The following is a 21,143-nucleotide window of genomic DNA, read 5'->3' as shown; positions in this document are numbered from 1 at the left end:
GTCAGCGCTCCTCTCCTCTTTTTTTCTTATCCTAGTTTACCATGACCTGCCCGCCCTTGTAACTTAGCAAAGAACAGGAAATTTTTTTCGCGAATATTGTTCGAATGCCAGTGATGGCTATATACCGGCTACTCTGAGATCCGCAGCTCAGTTTTTTGCTCAGAGGCCTTCACCACAGCACGTCCGCCAACAGGGAAGGTAAAGATCGGCGAGACATGCCCAAAATTGACATCGGCGATTACCGGGAGGTGGTTCAGCTCTTTTTTACTCTTAATGATGGAGCGTAATATTTCCGGGGTCATCTGTGAAGCACGTTGAAATCTCCCAATAATCAGAGCCTTTACTTGTGCGAAGCCGGGCTGATGAAGCAGCGACTGCAGGTCGCGGTCAAAGTTCTCCGGGCGGGATTCATAGTCATCTTCCACAAAAAGAATCGCGTCCCTCAGGCTGGGCATAAACTCTGTCCCCTGCAGCAGATTCAGTGTGCATAGGTTACCACCAATTATAGTCCCTTCCGCGTAACCTTCGTGAATGGCATAAGGCCCGGCGTTTGCTTCGAATACACGATTTTCCTGATCCAAGTACCAGGCATCATCACTCCACTGCTCCGAAGGCAGCACATCCACTTCTTCATCTTCCATCATCATTTTGACAAAATAATCGGAAGTATATTCATTCCCGTGACGCATGGACAGTGTAGAGAAATGAGGACCGGAGTAGGTGATCAGTCCTGTTTTGGCATAAATGGCATTCTGCAGTACCGTAATGTCGGAATAGCCGCATAACCGTTTGGGATTCGCTGCAATCAAACCGAAATCCAGCCCCCGCAGCAGCTGGTTGCAATTGAAACCACCAAGCGTCGTCAATATCCCTTTTACCTTAGGATCGCTGAACGCGCTGTGGAGATCCTCAAGTCTGGAGTCCACCGAAGACGAATCGAAGCCATCTCTTTCATAAGCATGCTTGGAAAAAGAAACGGTAAACCCAAAAGCCTCCAATTTCTTTGTTGCTGCCACGATTTGCTCTTCCGCTATAACCCCTAAGCTCATGGAAGGTGAAATAATCCGGATTTCATCACCGGCTTGCAGTTTTGCTGGCTTCATTGTCTTCACTCCCTTTGTGCTTGATTTGCTCCAGCAGCAGGTCAGTAAGTTCATTTACAGGCAGCGTACCGTCTGCCACATAGTCGGATGAGGGAAGAACGGTATGAAGCATTGCCAAGTATGCCTCCCGGCCTCCACGCAAATATCCTTCCATTTCCCGGGTCACATCGCTGCTTGCGGAATCTTTATAATCTCGGATGAATCTTCTGGCCATAGCCACATCAAGCGGAGTGTCGATAAATATGGCATAATCAATCAACCGGCTTAGTTCGTTATGTACATAGGCGAAAGGATAATCGAGTAAAATATACTCCGGCCGGTCCGCTCGGGCAAGCAGCCCTTTCAGGTCAGCCACCAGGGGCTCAAGCTTCCACTCGTTATAGTCAGCACCCCGTTCCATCCACCGGTCAAACTCATCAGGCCAAGGGAAATCATAGTCATCAAAAAACAAAGCAGCCGAGTTCACCAGCCGCTCCTGCAAGATTCTGACGGCAGTCGTTTTGCCGCCGCCTGAGACGGCTGCTATGGCGATAACACAAGTTCTGTGTGTAATGTTCCTCTCCTCCTTCTATACCCGCTTACGATGAAAGGACAGCTGTATAGGCCCGTTTCTCTCTTGATCTTACCACAAGTTATTTCGGCTGCCATCTGAATAACTATTATGTAATGTGTTAAAAAAGAGGATGTCTACCAAGCCATTTGCATGGCTCGGCGGACATCCTCTTATTGTTGTCTGCCGAAGCAGTCTATAATTTATTATTTAATTACGTGAATTGGGTGGCCTTCCACAAGTTCAGCCGCTTCCATGACGATTTCGCCAAGGGTTGGATGCGCGTGGATTGTCAATGCGATGTCTTCGAGCGTAGCACCCATTTCAATCGCCAGACCCAGTTCAGCAATCAGGTTGGAAGCTTCGATACCCACAATTTGTGCGCCCAATACGAGGTTGTTCTCGCTGTTTGCCACAATCTTGATAAAGCCATCCGGAGCGTTCAAGGAAACTGCACGGCCATTACCTGCGAACGGGAATTTTCCGGCTTTTACTTTGTAGCCCTTGTCCTTCGCTTCTTTCTCAGTCAGACCCACACTGGAGCATTCTGGATCGGTGAACACAACAGCCGGGATGACTTTGTAGTCAACAACGGATTTGTGTCCGGAGATCGCTTCAGCAGCGATTTTGCCTTCGTAAGAAGCTTTGTGTGCCAGAGCAAGGCCTGGAACAATATCGCCGATTGCATAGATGTTAGGAATGTTGGTACGGCCCTGGTGGTCAACTTTGATCAAGCCGCGCTCATCAAGTTCCATACCGATCAGATCCAATCCCAGCTCGCCATCCGTATTTGGACGACGTCCTACAGTTACAAGCAGGTAATCCGCAGTAATTTCCTTGGACTCGCCGCCCACGGAGTATTTCACGGTTACTTCCTTGTCGTTCTGTACAGCACTTTCCGCTTTGGCATTAGTAACAATCTCAATCCCAGTCTTCGCCATGTTCTTGGCAACCAGACGGGTCATATCCTTGTCAAAGCCAGGCAGAACTGTATCCAGACCTTCAATGATGGTTACTTTAGTGCCAAATTTGGAGTACATTTGGCCAAGCTCGGCTCCGATGTAGCCGCCGCCGATAACGATCATGCTCTTCGGAATTTCCGGAAGATCAAGCGCTTCGGTCGAAGACAGAATACGTCCGCCAAATGGGAAAGGCTTCAGTTCGATCGGACGGGAACCTGTAGCAATGATACAGTTGTTGAATTTGTAGCGGGGAGATTCATGTTCATTGAACAAACGGGCTTCGTTTGTATTGATGAACATAGCTTCACCGCTGAATACTTCAATTTTGTTGCCCTTCATCAAACCGGTTACGCCCGTTGTCATTCTTTTGACAACGCCGTTTTTGAATTCCTGTGTTTTTGCCCAGTCCACTTTGACGTTCTCGGCAGTGACACCGAAAACTTCACCGTGCTGTGCAGCTTCGAATTGATGGGCTGCAGAGATCAGAGCCTTGGAAGGAATACATCCGCGGTTCAAGCATACACCGCCGAGTTCCGATTTATCCACAATCAGAACTTTCTGGCCGAGCTGGGCGGCACGAATTGCCGCCACATACCCGCCGGGACCTGCACCAATTACCAATGTGTCAATTTCGATTGAAGCGTCTCCGACTACCATTAATTACACCTCCATAACTAACATATCAGGATTTGCGAGCAGGGTCTTAATATAATTCATGAAGTTCTGTGCTGTTGCACCGTCGATGATGCGGTGGTCAAAGCTCAGGGACAGCGCCATAACAGGAGCGGCTACGATTTCGCCGTTCTTCACAACTGGTTTCTCAGTGATACGTCCAGTACCGAGGATCGCCACTTCAGGGAAGTTGATGATCGGTGTAAAGAACATACCGCCAGCGGAACCGATGTTGCTGATGGAGATTGTGCTGCCTCTCATTTCGTTAGCTGCCAACTTACCGTCGCGTCCGCGCACAGCCAGATCAGTAATGCTGCTGGCAATCATCCAGATGCTCTTACGGTCAGCATCCTTGATAACCGGAACGATCAAGCCGTTGTCTGTATCTGTAGCGATACCGATATTGTAGTATTTCTTGTAGACAATTTCATTGGACTCTTCATCAATCATAGCGTTAAGCGCCGGGAATTGACGGGAAGCGGCCACGAGTGCTTTAACGATAAACGGAAGATAAGTCACCTTCACGCCTTTCTTCTCAGCAACTGGTTTCATGCGGGCACGGAAAGCTACCAGCTCGGTAACATCCACTTCGTCCATGATGGTAACGTGAGGCGCAGTGTATGCGGATTTAACCATCGCATTGGAGATCGCTTTACGGATACCCTTGAATGGAACACGTTCTTCTTCAAGGCTTACATTGCCGGATGCTGCTGGTGCAGCTTCTTTGGCCTTGGCTTTTGGTGCTTCCGATGCAGCTGGTGCAGCAGCAGGTGCAACTGCTGCCGGTGCAGCGGAGCCGCCTTTCAGGAAGGCTTCAACATCTTCATGAGTGATCTTGCCGTTCTTGCCGGAGCCGTTCACCTTGGAGATGTCAACACTCTGCTCACGGGCAAACTTGCGCACACTTGGCGTAGCAAGTACATCGCGGTTTGGAGCAGGAACCGCTGCTGGTGCAGCTGCTGCCGGTACAGATTCTTGAGCAGCCGGAGCTTCAGCGTGGCCGCCTTCCTGCTGTGGAACTTCGCCTTCTGCAGCAATGATCGCTACAACTTCGCCCACACGGCATACCTGTCCGTCCTTCACACGTACTTCAAGCACTGTGCCGTTAACCGGGCAAGGCACTTCTACTACAGCTTTGTCATTCTGTACTTCCATTACGATATCGTCATCGGTTACTTTGTCGCCGACTTTGATATGCATTTTAATAATTTCGCCTTCATGCAGACCTTCGCCCAGTTCAGGGAACCGGTATTCAAAGTTTACAGCGCCGCCAGTTGCAGGGCTGCTGGTTGCCGGAGAAGACTTAGTGTCAGCTCCGCCTTTGGCTGCATCTGCTTCTTGAGTAGCCTGTGCTTCCGCATGGCCGCCCTCCTGCTCAGGAACATCGCCTTCTGCATCAATAATTGCCACTACTTCGCCTACGCGGCAGACTTGACCGTCTTTGGTGAAGACTTCAAGCACTGTACCGTTGACCGGACAAGGAACTTCTACAACTGCCTTGTCATTCTGTACTTCCATTACGATATCGTCATCGGTTACTTTATCGCCGGCTTTGATATGCATTTTGATAATTTCGCCTTCATGCAGACCTTCGCCCAGCTCAGGGAACCGGTACTCAAATTTTGCCACCTTGATAACCTCCTAATAGTTATATAGCCGATGCTTCTTCAACTAGCTTCTCAGAAACTCGCTTCGAAAGCATCCGCTTAGTTTGTGAATACCTCAAAAGCAAATCAGAAACGGGTGCCGCCCTTTTACAAGGACGGCAAGGACGTTTCTTCTTAGAATTCCATAACTTTCTTAACAGCTGCAACTACGCGTGCTGGTGTAGGAATCCAACTATCCTCGATTTGCGCGAACGGATAAATGGTGTCCGGACCGGCAACACGAAGCACTGGTGCTTCCAGATGAAGAATAGCTTTTTCATTGATTTGTGCGATTACCTCTGCAGCCACACCGGAGCTCTTTTGCGCTTCTTGCACAACGATCGCACGGTTTGTCTTCTTCACAGAAGCAACGATGGTATCAATATCAATCGGGCTAACCGTACGCAGATCGATAATTTCAGCCTTGATGCCTTCCTTTTCCAGCTGATCGGCCGCTTTGGTAGCAGTATGTACCATTAGACCGTAAGAAATAATTGTAACATCCGAACCTTCGCGGACAACATTTGCTTTGCCCAGCTCGACGGTATATTCACCTTCAGGCACTTCTGCACGGAATGCATGGTACAGGTTCAAGTGCTCCATGAAGAATACCGGGTCATTGTCACGGATCGAGGCAATCAGAAGTCCCTTTGCATCGTACGGATTGGAAGGAATAACCACTTTGATCCCCGGGCTTTGAGCGATCAGGCCTTCGAGTGAATCGGTATGCAGTTCAGCCGCTTTTACGCCGCCGCCAAATGGAGTACGGAATACTACAGGAGCATTGAATCTGCCCCCGGAACGCCAGCGCAGGCGTGCAGCCTGAACGACGATTTGATCGAGTGCTTCAAAGATGAAACCAACAAACTGGATTTCAGCGATCGGACGGAATCCTTGCACGCCCAGACCAAAAGCCAGACCGCCGATGGCAGATTCAGCAAGCGGAGTATCGAAAATACGATCTTCGCCAAATTCTTTTTGCAGCCCTTCCGTTACACGGAAGACGCCCCCTACATTCCCTACATCCTCACCGAAGATAAGAACGTTAGGGTCCCGGTTCAGTTCAACGCGCATTGCGTCACGAATTGCTTCTTTCATATTCATTTGTGCCATTGCCTGATATCCCCCTTATTCAAAATCGGCTTTTTGTTCTTCCAGATGTTTCGGAGTTACCTCGAACATGCTGTCGATCAAGCCAGGAACGGTCATTTTTTCGGTTTGCTCTGCTTTTTTAATCTGCTCGTTAACAGTCGCTTTCGCTTCTTCTCTTACGCGCAGCGTATCTTCTTCGGTCCAGAGGCCTTTCTTCTCCAAATACTTGGCAAGACGGGCAATCGGATCCTTCTCGTTCCATTGTCCTTCTTCTTCTTTGGAACGGTATTTGCTGGCGTCATCGGAAAGGGAATGCGGACGGAAACGGTAAGTCACAGCTTCAATCAGCGTAGCTCCTTCGCCTTTGCGTGCGCGTTCTGCAGCTTCCTGCACCGCGGAGATTACTGCAAAGACGTCCATGCCGTCGATCTTAATACCGGGAATACCAGCTGCTACTGCTTTATGTGCGATGGATTTGGCAGCCGTTTGCTTCGCGAACGGAGTCGTAATCGCATAGCCGTTATTTTGAACAAAGAAGATTACCGGCAATTTGAAGCGTCCGGCAAAGTTAAGACCTTCATAGAAGTCGCCTTCGGAAGAACCGCCGTCACCAGTGTAAGTAATAGCAACGTTTTGTTGTTTCTTCAATTTGAAGCCCATTGCAATTCCGGTAGCGTGCAGAATTTGTGCACCGATGATAATCTGAGGCATAAGAACATTTACACCCTCAGGAATCTCACCGCCATGTTGATGGCCGCGGGAATATAGGAAAGCCTGGTATAATGGAAGTCCATGCCATACCAACTGCGGAATGTCACGGTAGCCAGGGCATACGAAATCTTCTTTCTGCAGGGCGTATTCACTGCCCACCATGGTTGCTTCTTGTCCGGATACCGGCGCGTAGAATCCCAGGCGGCCTTGACGGCCCAAGTTGACCGCACGGTCATCCCAAGTACGGGTAAATACCATACGATACATGATTTCTTTCAGTTGATCATCGGTAAGTGTAGGCATCTTATCCTTGTTGATAACTTCTCCATCCGGGGAAAGTACCGAAAGGGCCTCTACGTCCTCTGTATACACTTCATAAGGAACTCTAGTCATCATTTTCACCTCAATAAAAAAATTTGAATACCATTTGAATATCAGTGGCCTCTGTTATAGAATTATTATACACCTGTTTTATCTGTTTCGTCAAAGAAATACGCATAAAATTTATGTTTCCATAAATTTTGTATGTATAACAGGTTGATAAATATCCTATAACAGATTAGAGTTTTTTAAGCAAGTAAATGATTAATGCCACATTTACCGCTTGGGTAATTTTAACGCACCGCTACGTTTAATGCAAAATTCGACAAGAAAGGTGACGATTCAGCTATGAGTGAACCTGTTTTTCTGAAACGTACAATTGTTAAGGAAACATTATGGAGCGAATTTCTCCAGGAAGAACGCAGACTGCGCATTTATCTCCCCCCCGGTTATAACGAAGTCCTCAGTTATCCGGTAGTGTACTGCCAGGATGGTGAGGAGTTCTTCAACTTCGGCCGCATCGCTACTCTTGCCGGGCAGCTGATTGTGGAAGAAGATGTGGAACCTTTCATTATTGTTGGCGTGGAAGTAAATGTCCCCGTGCGGACACAGGAGTATGCCCCCTTTGGCAGCAGGTTCAAGCAATACCTGTCTTGCTTTGCCGAAGAGATTATTCCCTTCATTGAACATAATTATCCGGTTCGCCGCACCCCTGATGAGCGGATCATCGCCGGAGACTCCTTGGGCGGCAGTGTTTCTCTGCATTTGGCACTGGCATATCCCGGGCTTTTCACCCGTGTCCTTAGTCTTTCCGGTGCATATTATCCGGAGTCACGTGAAATCATTGCGCAGGAAGAGGACCTCTCCTGGCTTACTATTAATATGGTAGTAGGACTGCAAGAAACTGAATACCAGACGGATACCGGAGTTTACGATTTCGTGCAAATGAACAGGGATACCAAGGCTTTGCTGGAATCGCGGGGCGCTACAGTATCCTACCGCGAAAAAGACGGGCGTCATCTCTGGGGATTTTGGCAAAAAGAGCTCCCAGAATCATTACTCTATTTCTTTAACTCATGAAACAGGTGAAATGGGCAAAATAGTGAACATACTGCGAACGTATGTATGTTTCCCAACTGATTACGCTTTCAAATCATGACGGGCATTACGGTGCCCGTCCTTTTTTTTGCAAGGACGGCAACCGATATTCTGGAATGTGGCGCCCTGTCTAGAGCTTCTCCGCAATAATCCGCTCCAGCAGTACATCGCAGCCGGCACTTATCAGATCATAGACCTGCTCGAAGTTACCGGTGAAATAAGGGTCTGGAACCTCGCGAAGCTCTTCATCCGGCAGCAAATCCATGAAGAACAGCAGCTCCGCGTCCTTCCCCCCGGGAAGCTTGCGGACATTCTCCCCATTCGACTTGTCCATGCAAACTATATATTGAAACTTTTCAAAATCACCGCTGCTAACCAGGCGAGCTGTCATATTCTCATAGCTGATTCCCCACTGATCGAGAATACGGCGGGTTCCTTCATGCGGTACTTTGCCGATATGCCAGTCACCAGTACCAGCAGAATCCACCGAGATTCTATCGGATAGCTGGCGTTCACCAATTTTATGGCGGAGCACCGCTTCTGCCATAGGCGAGCGGCAAATATTGCCCAGACAAACGAATAATACACTTACGATTTCTCTCACCTCCTGCAATTGTTTCCTCAGTTATTTAATCTGCACATTTCATAAACGAAACGTACTCTATTCATTTTAGCGTTGTCAGCATCAATTGTACAACTTTTCAATCTGCATTATACTTGGTCAGGATGACAAACTATGTAGCAGATTTAAAGGAGGGGATTGTATTGCCATCCAAACGTGTTGTTATCTTTGCCGGCGGCGAGCTGTCAGAGGAGTTTTTACTACTATTAGATGAAGAAGATTTAATTATCGGTGCTGACCGTGGCGCCTTGTTTCTAATATCCCATGGGTATACGCCCGACATTGCCGTTGGCGATTTCGACTCTGTCTCCCCGGAAGCACTGCAGCAGATTGAGGCAGGAAGCAAAAAAACTATCACCTGCGACCCCGTGGACAAGGATTTGACCGACAGCGAGATGGCGCTTGAACTTGCACTCAACACCCAGCCCGAGTCGATTCTGCTGATCGGTGTGACCGGCACGCGGATGGATCATACTCTGGCCGGGATTCAGATGATGACAAGAGCACTGCAGCGGCAGGTAAGCTGCTCTGTGATGGATACTCATAATTATATCACCCTGACTGGTTCGCAGGCGCTGGTGCATGAGCGGGGGTATACTTATGTCTCTTTACTCCCTCTGACTCCTGAAGTTACAGGGATCACACTTCAAGGTTTCCAATACCCGCTTACCGATGCCACACTTAAGCTTGGCCAGTCTCTTGCCGTAAGCAACCGTCTGATAGAAGAGTACGGAACAGTTACTATTGAGAGCGGTCTGCTGCTGATTATTCAGAGTAAAGATTGATTTACATATGAATTCGGAGACATCGTTGTAACCTTTGTTTCAAAATGAAAAAGCCGGGATATCCCTTGTCACAAAAGGGGTTTCCGGCTTTTTTCGTATCGAAATAACCGTCAAATATTAATATTTTGTAACTTTTAATGCGATTTTAATAAAACGCTTACAACCCATATCCAGCTTGGTTTTGAACCCTCTGTTCCATATTTTAGGGCATGTATAACCTGCTATACTACGAAACAGAGAAAGACGAATGAAAGATAGATACAAACCTGGGAGGTATTACAACATGAAAAAGCAACAATGGTTTAAGCAAGCAATCGTCGTAGGAATGTGCACCACAATTGGCCTGAGTACACTGATGGTGACAGGAGCCGGCACAGCACCCGTTGCTGCTGCATCCGTGACGTCGTCCTCTACTGGACAAAAGGTTGTTAATTTCGGCAAAAACTATCTGGGTACCCGTTATCAGTTCGGCGCATCCACTTCTACTACCAGATATTTTGACTGCTCTTCCTTTACCAAATACATTTTCGCCAAATATGGCGTCAATCTGCCGCGCACATCTGCAGCGCAATCGAAAGTCGGAACCTATGTTTCCAAAGCTAACCTTCGTGTAGGCGATCTGGTATTTTTCTCCAGCGGCAGCAGAGCTAACGGCAGAAACGTAACTCACGTAGCTGTATATGCAGGAAATGGCAAGATTCTTCACACTTATGGCTCACCGGGTGTAACGATTTCGGATTTGAACTCCGGAAACTGGAAAAGAACCTACCTTAAAGCCCGTCGCGTACTGTAGTTTTCTATAAAATAGTTTTCAGCGCTTACCCTGCACCGGAAGTCAGTCCGTCTCTACCCCTTCCGGTGCGCGCATTACATATCCGGTTCCACGTACGGTATGAATCAGCTTATTGCGATGGCCCTTGTCCACTTTCAACCGGATATGCCGGATGTAGACATCTACTACATTCGTATCCGCTTGAAAATGGTATCCCCAGACATGCTTTAGAATTTCGCCGCGGGGACAGATTTCCCCCAAATGCACGGCGAGGTAATACAGCAGATCAAATTCTTTGGGGGTCAGTGTAAGGGAATTCCCGTCCCGGCTAACCAGCCTGCGGCTGGGGTCCAGCACCAGTCCATCGACCTTAAGCCTTGTCTCATGGCCCCTCCGGTGTCCGGTGAGCCATAACAGATTCATTACCCTGCATTTGAACTCGCCTGCATGAAGCGGCTTCTTCAAGTATTCATTGCCGCCCGCCTCAAAAGCCGCAACTACCTCTCCTTCCGAATTGCCGCCGGATATGACTACTACTGGCAGAAACACTCCCCGTTCTCTAAGATCCGCAACAATTTCCCATCCCTCCCATCCCCGGGCATCGTACAGCTCCGTTAAGAGCAGTACGGGCTCCACTTTGGACAGCATTAAGCGAAGATCCTCAAGATCTTCGCTTAATGCTGTTTGCAGTCCGAGCTCATGCAGAGTGAGCTCAATGAATTGATGCTCCTCTTCTCTCCTGGTTCTGTCTTCCGCAGATTCTTTACTGCCAAGGACTGCCCCGGGCGCAAACCATACGACTACCTCATTCATGGACATCCCCGCCTCACTCATCGTTCGATAGCGGCCGTGCGGCCGCAGATATTTATTAGATTTCCCGCAAAGCAAAGAGACCATTCCTAAGAAATGGTCTCTTTGCTGACTTCTATTAACCATTATTTCACAAAATCAATCTCCTGAAAGCCCGCCACCTCAGTGTCCCAGCGTTCACGCACAAAAGCCTGATGACTGGGGTGATTATTATAGGCCTCATAAGCCTCCTGATTATCGAACTCCATCGAGAAGCCAAAGTCATATTCACATTTGGCACTCACCTGGCGCAGCACCTCAAAATTGTGCACCACCGGAATAGCGCTGAGAATATCCTCTCCGGCTCTCAGAAATGCCGCCGTTTCTTCAGAATTCACAGGATGTTTTAACGTAAAGATTGCCATGTGACGGATCGTTCCATTGTTCATTCTATCCTCTCCCCTGCATTATCCGAAATACCGGTGATAAAAGCTGCGGGCTGCTGCAATATCACTGGTTCCATGAATCAAAGCTCGTCCATCAGTGAAAATGACCATGCGGTAAGGCCCATCCGTATAGGAGACAAGATATGGATTGCTCTCTACCTTGCCGGCCCCCAGTCTGGACAGCCGGTCTGCCGTTTCCTGCAGATTCAGCTTCTGCCGCTGCGCCGGACGGATCTGCACGGTGTCCCGGCCACAGAGCACATCGCTCCGTTCCGTATTCGCCGCTGTCAGATAAGGATAAACCGGCTGGCTGCCGCAGGACGGACAATCACTCTTTTTGGCAGCTTTGACACCGATCTCCTGATGTTCATTGCGCCACACATCAAAGGTCAGCAGTTTGTTGCGAAGCTGTTCCTTCTGTCCTCCGAGCAGCTTCAGCGCCTCTGCTGTAGCGTTAGCAGTAACGAGCTGCACTGCCTGCGGCAGAATCCCCGCTGTATCACAGGTATCCCTACCCAGAGGTATAGTCCCCAGCAGGCAGTTCAGACATGGTGTTTCTCCAGGCAGAATCGTATAGGTAATACCATAGCTGCCTACGCAGCCCCCATAGATCCAGGGAATGCCGTACTTCATCGCCATATCATTTATAATTAGCCGGGTATCAAAGTTATCAGTGCCATCCATGATGAGGTCCACGCCGGGAAGCAGGCTTTCCAGTTCTTCGGCACGTACATCCAGCACATGCGCTTCAACCTTTATTTCGGAATTGATGCTCTCCAGTCTAGCTTTAGCGGCTGCGGCTTTGGGCATACGTCCGATAGCGTCCTCCTCGGTGTACAGCTGCTGGCGCTGCAGATTGCTCCACTCCACATAATCACGGTCGGCAAGAATCAGCCGTCCCACTCCGCAGCGCGCCAGTGTCTCGGCAATCCCCGTGCCAAGTGCGCCAGCTCCAACAATAAGTACACTGGAACGTGCTAGGCCCTCCTGCCCCTTTATCCCGAAAGGTGTAAAGCGTACCTGGCGTGAATATCTTCCATCCCGGCCTGAAGAATGGACAACAGACTCTTTTTCATGTTCATTATGGCTCATCCCGGAAACAGCCCCCCATATTTAAAAGCCGGGGAACAGCACCAATAACATTGCTCTTCCCCGGACTTTGAAATTCAACTATACAGATTGCGCCGACCACTGCTCAACATCCCAAGTCTTTGTCACCCAATCTTCGTAGAAATCAGGTTCATGAGATACGAGCAGAATGGTACCTTTGTATTCCTGCAGGGCACGCTTCAGCTCCGCTTTGGCGACGATATCAAGGTGATTTGTAGGCTCATCGAATAAAATCCAATTGCTTTCACGCATCATCAGCTTACATATACGCACCTTTGCCTGTTCCCCACCGCTCAACATGCTCAGCGGACGGGTAATATGCTCATTTTTCAATCCGCAACGGGCCAGATGGGCGCGCACTTCATGCTGGTTGAGACTGGAAAATTCATTCCAGACATCATCAATCGGTGTAATGTTAGCAGCCTTAACCTCCTGCTGGAAGTAGGCGGAACTGAGGAAATCGCCCAAGTACGTTTTTCCGCTGTAAGCCGGAATCACGCCGAGAATCGTCTTCAGCAGCGTGGATTTACCTACACCGTTGCAGCCGACAATTGCAATCTTATCCCCGCGTTCAATCGTCATATTCAGCTTTGGCAGCAGCGGACGGTCATAGCCAATCTCGAAGTCGATGCCTTCGAATACAGTCTTGCCGCTGGCCCGGCTTTCCTTGAACGAAAACGTCGGCTTGGCCGCTTCTTCTGGACGTTCAATCCGTTCCAGACGGTCGAGCTGCTTCTCACGGCTCTTCGCCCGTCCCGAGGTGGAAGCACGCGCCTTGTTTCGCTGAATGAAATCCTCTTGCTTCTTTATGAACTCCTGCTGCTTCTCATAAGCATCAATATGCTGGTTCTTGTTCATGTCAGCCATATCAAGGAATTGGTCATAGTTGGCCGTATAGCGGGTCAGCTTGGCAAATTCAAGATGGTACACGACATTAACGACCTTGTTCATAAATTCTGTATCATGGGAAATCAGCAAAAAGGCATAAGGATATTGCTTCAGGTAGTTGGTAAGCCAGTCAATATGCTCCACGTCCAGATAGTTGGTAGGCTCATCGAGCAGCAGCACATTCGGTTTCTCCAGCAGCAGCTTGGCCAGCAGCACCTTAGTCCGCTGTCCTCCGCTGAGCGAAGCGACATCACGGTCCAGGCCAATCGCCGTCAATCCCAGCCCGTTGCCCATTTCCTCAACCTTCACATCAATCAAATAGAAATCTCCGATATCCAGCTGTTCCTGGATTTCCCCCATCTGTTCCAGCAGCAGTTCCAGCTCTTCCGGAGAGGCATCGCCCATTTTCTCGGTAATCGCCATCATATCATTCTCCAGCTCAAGCAGCGGCAGGAAAGCATCCTTCAGCACATCGCGCACGGTTTTACCCGGCGTAAGATTGGTATGTTGATCTAGATAGCCATAACGCACCTTGGGAGTCCATTCCACTCTCCCGCTATCCTTCAGCAAAGTTCCGGTCAAAATATTCATCAGCGTCGATTTACCGACGCCATTCGCCCCCACCAGTCCAACATGCTCTCCGTCGAGCAGCCGGAAATTCACATTCTTGAAGAGCTGCCGGTCTCCGAAGTTGTGGGAAACGTCTTCTACTGTAAGTAAACTCATAAATTCTCCGTAAGCTCCTATCTATATTTAAAAATAAGCAGTATTCTGTCAATACATACAACGACCATTTTAGCACAAGTAAGCGCCAGCCTGAAATAGGAATTTAACTGAATGAAAGTTCTATTGCAATATAATTCCAATCATTCACATTCTTTTCTGAAAGAAACCATAGCGTTTTTCAGAATTCTTCTTCCTCACGCTTTCACTTAGCAGTTCATCCAGAACCTCCAGCAGCTTCCCTTTCCGTTGAAAAGGATCCTGCTGGAGCGGCAAACTGTATACCCTCCCAATACCGAGCGCAGATTCCAGCAACAGCGCTGCAGATTTCCCAGCAAACGGCAGACAAATCCGCCACTTCGGCTGTGGTGCAAGCCCGTTGCGGCGCAGCCAGTGAAGAGTATCTTCCAGTCTCCATTCGGCTCCCGATGTAATCAGCATTGGAACATCGCTGGCCGTGAACGCCTCAATCGCCCCCTCATAACCGCCTGTTCCAAGGTCGAGTACTACAAACTGATATCCCCTCTCCAGTATTTCTGTCATATTCCCATGTTCTGGACGCTGCCAGAAATGTAGCTCTTTCCATTCCAGAGGAAGGACTTTACTGGTCGGGAATCCCCCGGCCACCGGAAAATCAAACAGGCTGCGGATACGATCATAAACGGATGAATCCGGGCTGAAATCCACCCAGGCCGTCATTCCCCTCCTGGAAAGGCTGCTGGACACTGCCAGAGAGGTATGTGTCGTGCCGAGGCCCGAAGCTGTCCCGAGCAGCGCCACAATGATCGTTTCCCGTTTCGTCTCCGGACCAGAAACCTGCATCTCCCGGAATGTGTATTTTTCCGCCGCTGCTTCAATCGGCTCCAGCGCACGCAGCACCTCCTCGGCGCATTGATATCTTTCTTCGGGATGATGGCGCAGCAAACGTCTGATGACAGGAATCAGCTTATCCGGAATTACCCGGCGCAGCTTCGCCTCCATGCCCGGTTGCCAGCGGCTGTATTGACCGGCAGAAGCCATATACAACATTAGCGCTCCCAAACCATAGAGGTCCGAGAAAGGCCCGCTCTGTCCGCTGCCGTATTGTTCCGGGGCGGCGAAGCCGACGGTCCCCAGCTTCTCGGTATCTTCACCTGCACCGCTTCTGTAGCTGCGGGCGATGCCAAAATCAATCAGCATCAGCGAATTCGTCCCGGTCAGCATAATATTGGAGGGCTTCAAATCACGGTAAATAATCGGCGGCTGATGCCCGTGCAAATAACACAATACCTCCAGCAGCTGTTTGACATAGCTGATCAGGCGTTCAGTCTGTATCGGTACAGGATGCCCGGCCATATACTGGCTAAGGGTCACACCTTCGATATAATCCATAACCAGATAACAATATCCTTCTTCATCCGGAGGGTAGAAGTCGGCAACTCTCGGGAATAGCTTGTGGTTCAGCGAGATAAGCATATCTGCTTCCGCCAGAACGGATCCGTAATTCCCTTCGCCTTCAAAGCACATGCTTTCCTTCACGGCCCAGCGTTTGCCCGCCAGCCGTATATCCTCCGCCAGATATACATAACTCATTCCCCCCGTACCGATTAAAGCAGTGATTTGGTACCTGTCTCCAAGAACCTGCCCCACAGCAAGCTTCGATTCGTAATTCATCCTCATTTCCTCCTTGTCCCTAGCCTGATACAAACAAAAAAAGAGGGAGAGCCACCGTTATACAAGCTTAACCCGGCGATTCGCCGGAAGCGTAGATAACGGGATGCTTTCCCTCTAAAAACTAAATTATATATAGAATGAACTAATGCTGTTACCTAAACAAAGATTCACTTAATACTTGATCATATACAGTGTAATCTCGTCACGGTTATGAAACAGCTGCTTCGCCCGCTGAATCTGCATCCGTTCACCCTCAAACATACTGATGATTTCCTTAATCATCGCCAGTGGCTTCTTATGCATTAGCTTCACTGTAACAACCGCCGTTCCACCCGGCGTAAGACTGTGCAGCAGCCCCGTAACCAGCTTCGCCATCAGCTTGGGGCTCCAGCTCATATCGCAGACCAGCAGATCAAACTCGTTCTCGCGGAATTTCACTTCACCCGCATTTTTGCGCAGAATCTTCAGTCCTGGCTGTTTGCGCAGCGATTCATGCATCAGTGCCGGGTCAACGGCCGTCACCTTGAGGCCGCGCTCCAGCAGGAATGATGTCCAGCCGCCCGGAGAAGCGCCAATATCGACCGCATTGCGAAAGCTGGAGAACGGAATGGCAAATTCCTTCTCCGCTTCCATCAGCTTAAACTTCGCACGCGAAATTTGCCCATCTTCTTTGCGGAAACGGATCATTCCTCCGTTCCAGCTGGACAGGTTGTCCTCAGGCCGGGACACTCCGGCATACAGCACCTCTCCGTCTGCATATACAGATATAACCCACGCCGGTTCCTGTACGGTGAATTCCGCTCCCAGACTCACGAGCTGCTCCTGCAGCCATTCCCGAAGCTCGCCGGGACTGTCCGGCCAGAAGGAGCTTCCGCCTTTGCGCACATGCAGCGAAACCTTCTCGCCTTCCAATTCTTTGCGCCGGCTCAGATAGGCAACCAGCCGTTCCAGAGCAGACGGGTTGCCCTGATCCTGGAACTGCACGGGCTGAATATGCCGCAGAAAGATCGGCAGGTTCTGCGCCAGCAGGCTGGATACCTGTTCCGGCTCCGCCTCTAGTGTCGCCAAGAAGATCTCACCCGGCAGCAGCAGCGTACTCTTCACCGCGCCGAACAGGCGGCGGAGTTCTTCCTGGGCATAAGGTGCAAAGCCGTGATTGGCGGTGCAGATATAACGTGAAAGGGTCTTTTCTTCCGGAGCAGCTGTCTGCTCACCGTTCTCTTGTATACTATCGTTCAAATCATTTGCCTCCAGGTCTGATTTTAATCCAGGGACGACCGCTATCCCATTCAACTTCTACGGGAATATCAAAAGTAGCCAAGATCATTTCTTTGGTTAATACTTCTTCTTTGGGGCCGGAGCCTGCCAGCTTCCCGTCACGGATCAGCGCCACATGGGTAAAGAGCGGCACAATCTCTTCCACATGATGTGTAACGTAAACTACGGATACATCACGCTGCTTCAGCTTGTCGATCTCGGCGAGCATTTTCTCCCGCTCGTAAAGATCAAGGCCGGCGCAGGGCTCATCCATAATCAGCAGCTTCGGTTCGGCCATCAGGCAGCGGGCCAGCATCGCCTTTTTGCGTTCTCCTTGAGACAAGGTGCCAAATGGATGATAGGCCATATCTCCAAGATTCATCTCTTCAAGCAGCCTTTTCGCCTGATCCTGAACAGATTGTGGAATCGCCTGATAAAATCGCAGATAAGCATAAGCACCGGTAGCTACCACTTCCCACACGGGGTCGGTGAGCGACAGCTTTTCCATCAGCGACGGGCCGATATAGCCGATTTCCTTGCGCACTTCACGCAGATCGCACTGGCCGTATTTATAGCCCAGAACCTCAACGGATCCGCTGCTTGGAAATAAATAACCAGTCATCATTTCCAGAATCGTTGTTTTACCGGAACCGTTTCGTCCAAGAATAACCCAGTTTTCGCCTTGCTTCATTTCCAGCGACACATCGTCAAGAATCTGGCTTTGCTCCCGTCTAAGGGTAAGATGTTGTAAAGATATCATTAAGAGGTCACTCTCCTTATGTATTCCAGCACTTGTTCTACAGAACCCATTGCGTAATGAATCTCCGGTTCAGAGCGGCGGTCCGCCGGGACCACCAGCAGTGCAGGGACACTTGAAATACGGTAGAGGTTCACGAGCTCCGGAAGCATGTTCACATTCCCGCCAGCCATTATCAAATCCTGGGGCAGCAGATGAGCCGCTACCTCCAGCATCCGCCGGGCAGCCTTACAGGTCCCGCAAAGCGGGGTATACAGAAAAACAACAAGTGGTTCACGCCCCTGCTTCAGCAAATCCAGCAGCCCGGATTGATCCATTTCAGTAATTTCAGTCATATGCACCCCGCTCCTGCAGCAATTCCCATTAGCTTCTCAGCTGTGATCGGGCCATGATGCAGTACGCTTCCCTCAGGTCTTGCAGCATACAACAGCTCATACATCTCTTTGCGGCCAGCTGCACTTGAGGTATGCAGATAGATCTCCCGGGGATACAAGCCTTCCAGCACGATTCGTCTGGCCACTTCAGCCCCATTGTAATCTTCCGGCCCCATATCATAATCCAGCGACAGGATACCGACCTCGCATTCACGCAAGAGCAGCAGACATTCTTCCGTTGTCCGGGCCAGCGTGAAGCCGGTAGGCAGCTTTCTTAGATCATCCATATAAATATTTATCACGGTCTGTCCTCCGCTTCATACCAGTCCAGCACGGCAGCAATCTCCTGGCGGTGGGTGCCATCCGGCCCCTTTCCGGTTTCCAAGGCAACTGCCAGATGACGAAACGGCTCTGAGGTCAGCAGCTTCCGCAGATTCTCTGCACCAATATGGCCTTGTCCGATCGGCGCGTGCCTGTCCCGGCGCAGCCCATAGGGATAAAGGGAATCATTCAGATGTACGGCAACGAGATGCGGCCAGTAATGCAGCGCAGCCCCCCGTTCCAGCAGTTCCTCCGTATACTGCGGATTCCAGATTCCCGATGCAAAAGCATGACAGGTATCAAAACAAAATCCGATCTTCTCCGGAAAGCGGCTAAGCTCGCGTACCTTAACCAGCTCTTCCAGCGTCATGCCTTCATTGCCATGATTCCCGGCCTGATTCTCAATCAGCAGTTTGGTCCGGCCATTCCAGGCGACCAGTGTGTCATTCATACATTGTATAATATTTTGATAGCCTTGTAACGGCTCTATTCCGGCAAAATGTCCGAAATGCACGACTATCCCCAGCGAACCACAGGCCTCCGCGATTTCCAGATCATTCAGCAGCGACGCCACCATGATCTCTCGGGAAGCCGCACCATTGGTACCGGCCGCCATATTCGTCGGGTAAGGAGTATGCGCGATAGACACGATTCCCTTCTCCCTGCAGAATGCGGCGCAGTCCTCGGCATCCCGCCTGTCCACCGGCTTCAGCTTCAGACTGCGCGGATTCTTCGGAAAATATTGAAAACATGCCGCACCGCTCTCCCAGGCGAACCGGGCCGCACGCCCGTATCCGCCGCGAATGCTGACATGAGCCCCGATTTTGGGGCTATTCTTCATGCTGGCAATCCGGGCAGTAGAACACTTTACGCCCGGATTGCTCCGTCTTAATTATCGTTCCCCCGCCGCGCAGGCATGGTTCGCCCTCCCGGTCATATACCTTGCACTGGTCATTGTAAGAGCCTGTAACTGTATCGCCGGCCATAAACGGCATTTCCATATAACCGCCGATTTCCGTTGCCTCCGTCAGTACCTTGCGGATACTGTCATACAAGCGTGTAATCGCCTCCGGCGATAGATTCTGAACCAATACCGAGGGCAGCAGCCTTGCCTCAAAAGCAATTTCATCGGCGTAGCAGTTGCCGATTCCGGCCATAACCTGCTGGTTCACGAGCAGGCTCTTAAGTGCGCCGCGGCGTCCCTTCAGCAGTCCTGCGAAACGCTCCGCGGTCATTCTGCGGTCCAGAAGCTCAGGGCCCAGCTTGCCCATTGCCGCTTCGCTTTCCTTAACTGACAACAGATGAAGGTATCCGAGCCGCAGACCCATAAAGTACAGGATGTGCTCGCCGAAGGCCAATTCCACCTGTGTACTGCGATCCGGACGTTCTTCCTCTGTTCCATAGTAAAGCAATCCGCCGAGCATTAAATGCAGCAGCAGCCTGCGGCCATCGTGAAGGTGGAACAGAATATGCTTGGCACGGCGTTCTACAAACACAATGCGCGCACCTACCAGTGCATTGACAAAGGCTTCAGTGTCCATATTTATTGTTTTTTCTCTATTCACAGTTACACCCGTAATTGGAACATTTATAAGATGCTGGCTAAGCAGCTTTCGGTAATTCTCCATTTCCGGCAGTTCCGGCATATTCACATCGTCCCTTCTAGGTTGGTAAAGCAATCACAACATTGACATTATACACCGAGCCTTACCATAAATTCAGCTAAATCAGCATAAATTTCATCTGGCGTTACGCCTGTTATCTGTTGATAATGTTCATAATTGTCCGCTGTAGTCAAGCCGGTAAGCACCAAAATTGTCCGGCAGCCGGCTTTTACCCCGGCCGAAATGTCAGTCCGCATATTATCCCCGACAACTACAGCCGTCTCCGGTTTAATTCCCAGCAGTGCAGTTGCATAGGTGACCAGGTGCGATTCCGGTTTGCCGATGACTACAGGGGACACACCGCTTGCGGCTTCGATCGCCGCCCCCAGTGATCCCGCTCCCGGCATGACCCCATCATCGGAAGGCAGCATCAAATCCGGGTTCGTCAGCACAAATTTCGCACCTTCCTGAATCCAGCGGGAAGCCTGCGCCAGTGAATCATATGTAAAAGAACGGTAAATCCCTTGCACCACATACTCCGGTTTCTCCGTCACAATTGACAATCCTGCAGCTCTACAGGCTTCAATCAATCCCTCTTCCCCAAGTATCGCCACCCTTGCCTTCGGTGATTCCTCGGCAACATAACGGGCTGCAGCCATTGAGGAAGTGCAGACCTCTTCCGCCTTGGCTTCAATGCCCATCCCGTTCAGATGTGCGGCCACAGCCGCCGCTGTCCGTGACGAATTGTTTGTTACAAACAGAAAGGGGATTCCCGCTGAGCGCAGTCCTGCTATCAGTCTGTCAGCGCCGGGAATCATCACACCTCCGTGAAATAATGTCCCGTCAAGATCAATCAGCAAACCTCCGAGATCTTTCATACCGCTCTC

Annotated in this window: 22 protein-coding genes; 3 read left to right on the top strand and 19 right to left on the bottom strand. The window is 50.1% G+C overall.

The genetic code is table 11. From position 1 onward, the window contains the following. Window positions 1–128: 128 nt before the first annotated feature. The 6 genes from NYE29_RS25355 to pdhA all read right to left on the bottom strand — a co-directional run bounded on the left by NYE29_RS25355 (window position 129) and on the right by pdhA (window position 7,129). Window positions 129–1,103 (bottom strand): S66 family peptidase, encoded by a 975-nt coding sequence (locus NYE29_RS25355; RefSeq protein ID WP_340897951.1) that lies wholly within the window; start codon window positions 1,101–1,103, stop codon window positions 129–131. Beyond that, a complete protein-coding gene (locus NYE29_RS25350; protein ID WP_340897950.1) occupies window positions 1,075–1,584 on the bottom strand; it encodes a hypothetical protein in 510 nt (169 codons plus the stop codon). The genes NYE29_RS25355 and NYE29_RS25350 overlap by 29 nt, the downstream gene beginning before the upstream one ends. A gap of 275 nt (window positions 1,585–1,859) precedes the next feature. After that, the gene (lpdA, locus tag NYE29_RS25345; RefSeq protein ID WP_038592917.1) at window positions 1,860–3,272 is read right to left on the bottom strand and encodes a dihydrolipoyl dehydrogenase; all 1,413 of its coding nucleotides are present in this window, start codon (window positions 3,270–3,272) and stop codon (window positions 1,860–1,862) included. Between the two features lie 3 nt (window positions 3,273–3,275). Next, the gene (locus NYE29_RS25340) at window positions 3,276–4,916 is read right to left on the bottom strand and encodes a 2-oxo acid dehydrogenase subunit E2 (protein ID WP_340897949.1); all 1,641 of its coding nucleotides are present in this window, start codon (window positions 4,914–4,916) and stop codon (window positions 3,276–3,278) included. Window positions 4,917–5,068: 152 nt separating this feature from the next. Then, window positions 5,069–6,046, bottom strand: coding sequence for an alpha-ketoacid dehydrogenase subunit beta (locus NYE29_RS25335; RefSeq protein WP_340897948.1), 978 nt, complete (start codon window positions 6,044–6,046; stop codon window positions 5,069–5,071). A gap of 15 nt (window positions 6,047–6,061) precedes the next feature. After that, the gene (gene pdhA / locus NYE29_RS25330) at window positions 6,062–7,129 is read right to left on the bottom strand and encodes a pyruvate dehydrogenase (acetyl-transferring) E1 component subunit alpha (RefSeq protein ID WP_038592926.1); all 1,068 of its coding nucleotides are present in this window, start codon (window positions 7,127–7,129) and stop codon (window positions 6,062–6,064) included. A 276-nt stretch (window positions 7,130–7,405) separates the two neighbouring features. Here pdhA and NYE29_RS25325 point away from each other — a divergent pair, with 276 nt between their 5' ends. After that, window positions 7,406–8,137, top strand: coding sequence for an alpha/beta hydrolase (locus tag NYE29_RS25325; RefSeq protein WP_340897947.1), 732 nt, complete (start codon window positions 7,406–7,408; stop codon window positions 8,135–8,137). Window positions 8,138–8,285: 148 nt separating this feature from the next. Here the strand turns inward: NYE29_RS25325 and NYE29_RS25320 are convergent, their stop codons facing one another. Beyond that, the gene (locus tag NYE29_RS25320) at window positions 8,286–8,750 is read right to left on the bottom strand and encodes a low molecular weight protein-tyrosine-phosphatase (protein ID WP_340899800.1); all 465 of its coding nucleotides are present in this window, start codon (window positions 8,748–8,750) and stop codon (window positions 8,286–8,288) included. Window positions 8,751–8,920: 170 nt separating this feature from the next. Between NYE29_RS25320 and NYE29_RS25315 the strand changes: the two genes are divergently transcribed. Both NYE29_RS25315 and NYE29_RS25310 read left to right on the top strand, forming a co-directional pair. Further along, window positions 8,921–9,562 carry a thiamine diphosphokinase gene (locus NYE29_RS25315; protein WP_340897946.1) on the top strand — a complete coding sequence of 214 codons (642 nt, stop codon included), beginning with the start codon at window positions 8,921–8,923 and terminating at the stop codon, window positions 9,560–9,562. Window positions 9,563–9,845: 283 nt separating this feature from the next. Continuing rightward, window positions 9,846–10,355, top strand: a complete 510-nt coding sequence (locus NYE29_RS25310; RefSeq protein WP_076109537.1) for a C40 family peptidase — start codon at window positions 9,846–9,848, stop codon at window positions 10,353–10,355. A 42-nt stretch (window positions 10,356–10,397) separates the two neighbouring features. On the opposite strand, the gene NYE29_RS25305 is transcribed toward NYE29_RS25310, so the two are convergent. The 12 genes from NYE29_RS25305 to NYE29_RS25250 form a co-directional block, all read right to left on the bottom strand. Beyond that, on the bottom strand, window positions 10,398–11,147 hold the full coding sequence (locus tag NYE29_RS25305) for a response regulator transcription factor (RefSeq protein WP_340897944.1): 750 nt from the start codon (window positions 11,145–11,147) through the stop codon (window positions 10,398–10,400). 122 nt (window positions 11,148–11,269) lie between these two features. Beyond that, the gene (locus NYE29_RS25300) at window positions 11,270–11,572 is read right to left on the bottom strand and encodes a Dabb family protein (protein WP_340897943.1); all 303 of its coding nucleotides are present in this window, start codon (window positions 11,570–11,572) and stop codon (window positions 11,270–11,272) included. An 18-nt stretch (window positions 11,573–11,590) separates the two neighbouring features. Then, window positions 11,591–12,661: a ThiF family adenylyltransferase gene (locus NYE29_RS25295; RefSeq protein WP_340897942.1), complete on the bottom strand. Its 1,071-nt coding sequence runs from the start codon at window positions 12,659–12,661 to the stop codon at window positions 11,591–11,593. Window positions 12,662–12,739: 78 nt separating this feature from the next. Continuing rightward, window positions 12,740–14,293, bottom strand: coding sequence for an ABC-F family ATP-binding cassette domain-containing protein (locus NYE29_RS25290; protein ID WP_340897941.1), 1,554 nt, complete (start codon window positions 14,291–14,293; stop codon window positions 12,740–12,742). A gap of 144 nt (window positions 14,294–14,437) precedes the next feature. After that, entirely contained in the window at window positions 14,438–15,943 is a 1,506-nt protein-coding gene (locus NYE29_RS25285; protein ID WP_340897940.1) for a serine/threonine-protein kinase, read from the bottom strand. A gap of 171 nt (window positions 15,944–16,114) precedes the next feature. Continuing rightward, window positions 16,115–17,182, bottom strand: coding sequence for an SAM-dependent methyltransferase (locus NYE29_RS25280; protein ID WP_340897939.1), 1,068 nt, complete (start codon window positions 17,180–17,182; stop codon window positions 16,115–16,117). Between the two features lies 1 nt (window position 17,183). Then, the gene (locus tag NYE29_RS25275; RefSeq protein WP_038592948.1) at window positions 17,184–17,960 is read right to left on the bottom strand and encodes an ABC transporter ATP-binding protein; all 777 of its coding nucleotides are present in this window, start codon (window positions 17,958–17,960) and stop codon (window positions 17,184–17,186) included. Continuing rightward, window positions 17,960–18,292, bottom strand: a complete 333-nt coding sequence (locus tag NYE29_RS25270; protein WP_340897938.1) for a thioredoxin family protein — start codon at window positions 18,290–18,292, stop codon at window positions 17,960–17,962. The genes NYE29_RS25275 and NYE29_RS25270 overlap by 1 nt, the downstream gene beginning before the upstream one ends. Next, window positions 18,289–18,633, bottom strand: coding sequence for a cyclic-phosphate processing receiver domain-containing protein (locus tag NYE29_RS25265; protein WP_340897937.1), 345 nt, complete (start codon window positions 18,631–18,633; stop codon window positions 18,289–18,291). Before NYE29_RS25265 ends, NYE29_RS25270 begins: the two co-directional genes overlap by 4 nt. Next, the gene (locus tag NYE29_RS25260) at window positions 18,630–19,493 is read right to left on the bottom strand and encodes a deoxyribonuclease IV (RefSeq protein WP_340897936.1); all 864 of its coding nucleotides are present in this window, start codon (window positions 19,491–19,493) and stop codon (window positions 18,630–18,632) included. The genes NYE29_RS25265 and NYE29_RS25260 overlap by 4 nt, the downstream gene beginning before the upstream one ends. Continuing rightward, a complete protein-coding gene (locus tag NYE29_RS25255) occupies window positions 19,483–20,298 on the bottom strand; it encodes an Fpg/Nei family DNA glycosylase (RefSeq protein WP_038592956.1) in 816 nt (271 codons plus the stop codon). The genes NYE29_RS25260 and NYE29_RS25255 overlap by 11 nt, the downstream gene beginning before the upstream one ends. A 47-nt stretch (window positions 20,299–20,345) precedes the next feature. After that, window positions 20,346–21,134 (bottom strand): HAD-IIA family hydrolase, encoded by a 789-nt coding sequence (locus NYE29_RS25250; protein ID WP_340897934.1) that lies wholly within the window; start codon window positions 21,132–21,134, stop codon window positions 20,346–20,348. Between the last annotated feature and the right edge of the window lie 9 nt (window positions 21,135–21,143).

Source organism: Paenibacillus sp. FSL M7-1046, from assembly GCF_038007405.1.
GTDB lineage: Bacteria > Bacillota > Bacilli > Paenibacillales > Paenibacillaceae > Paenibacillus_AQ.
This window is presented reverse-complemented; position numbering and strand designations above follow the sequence as displayed.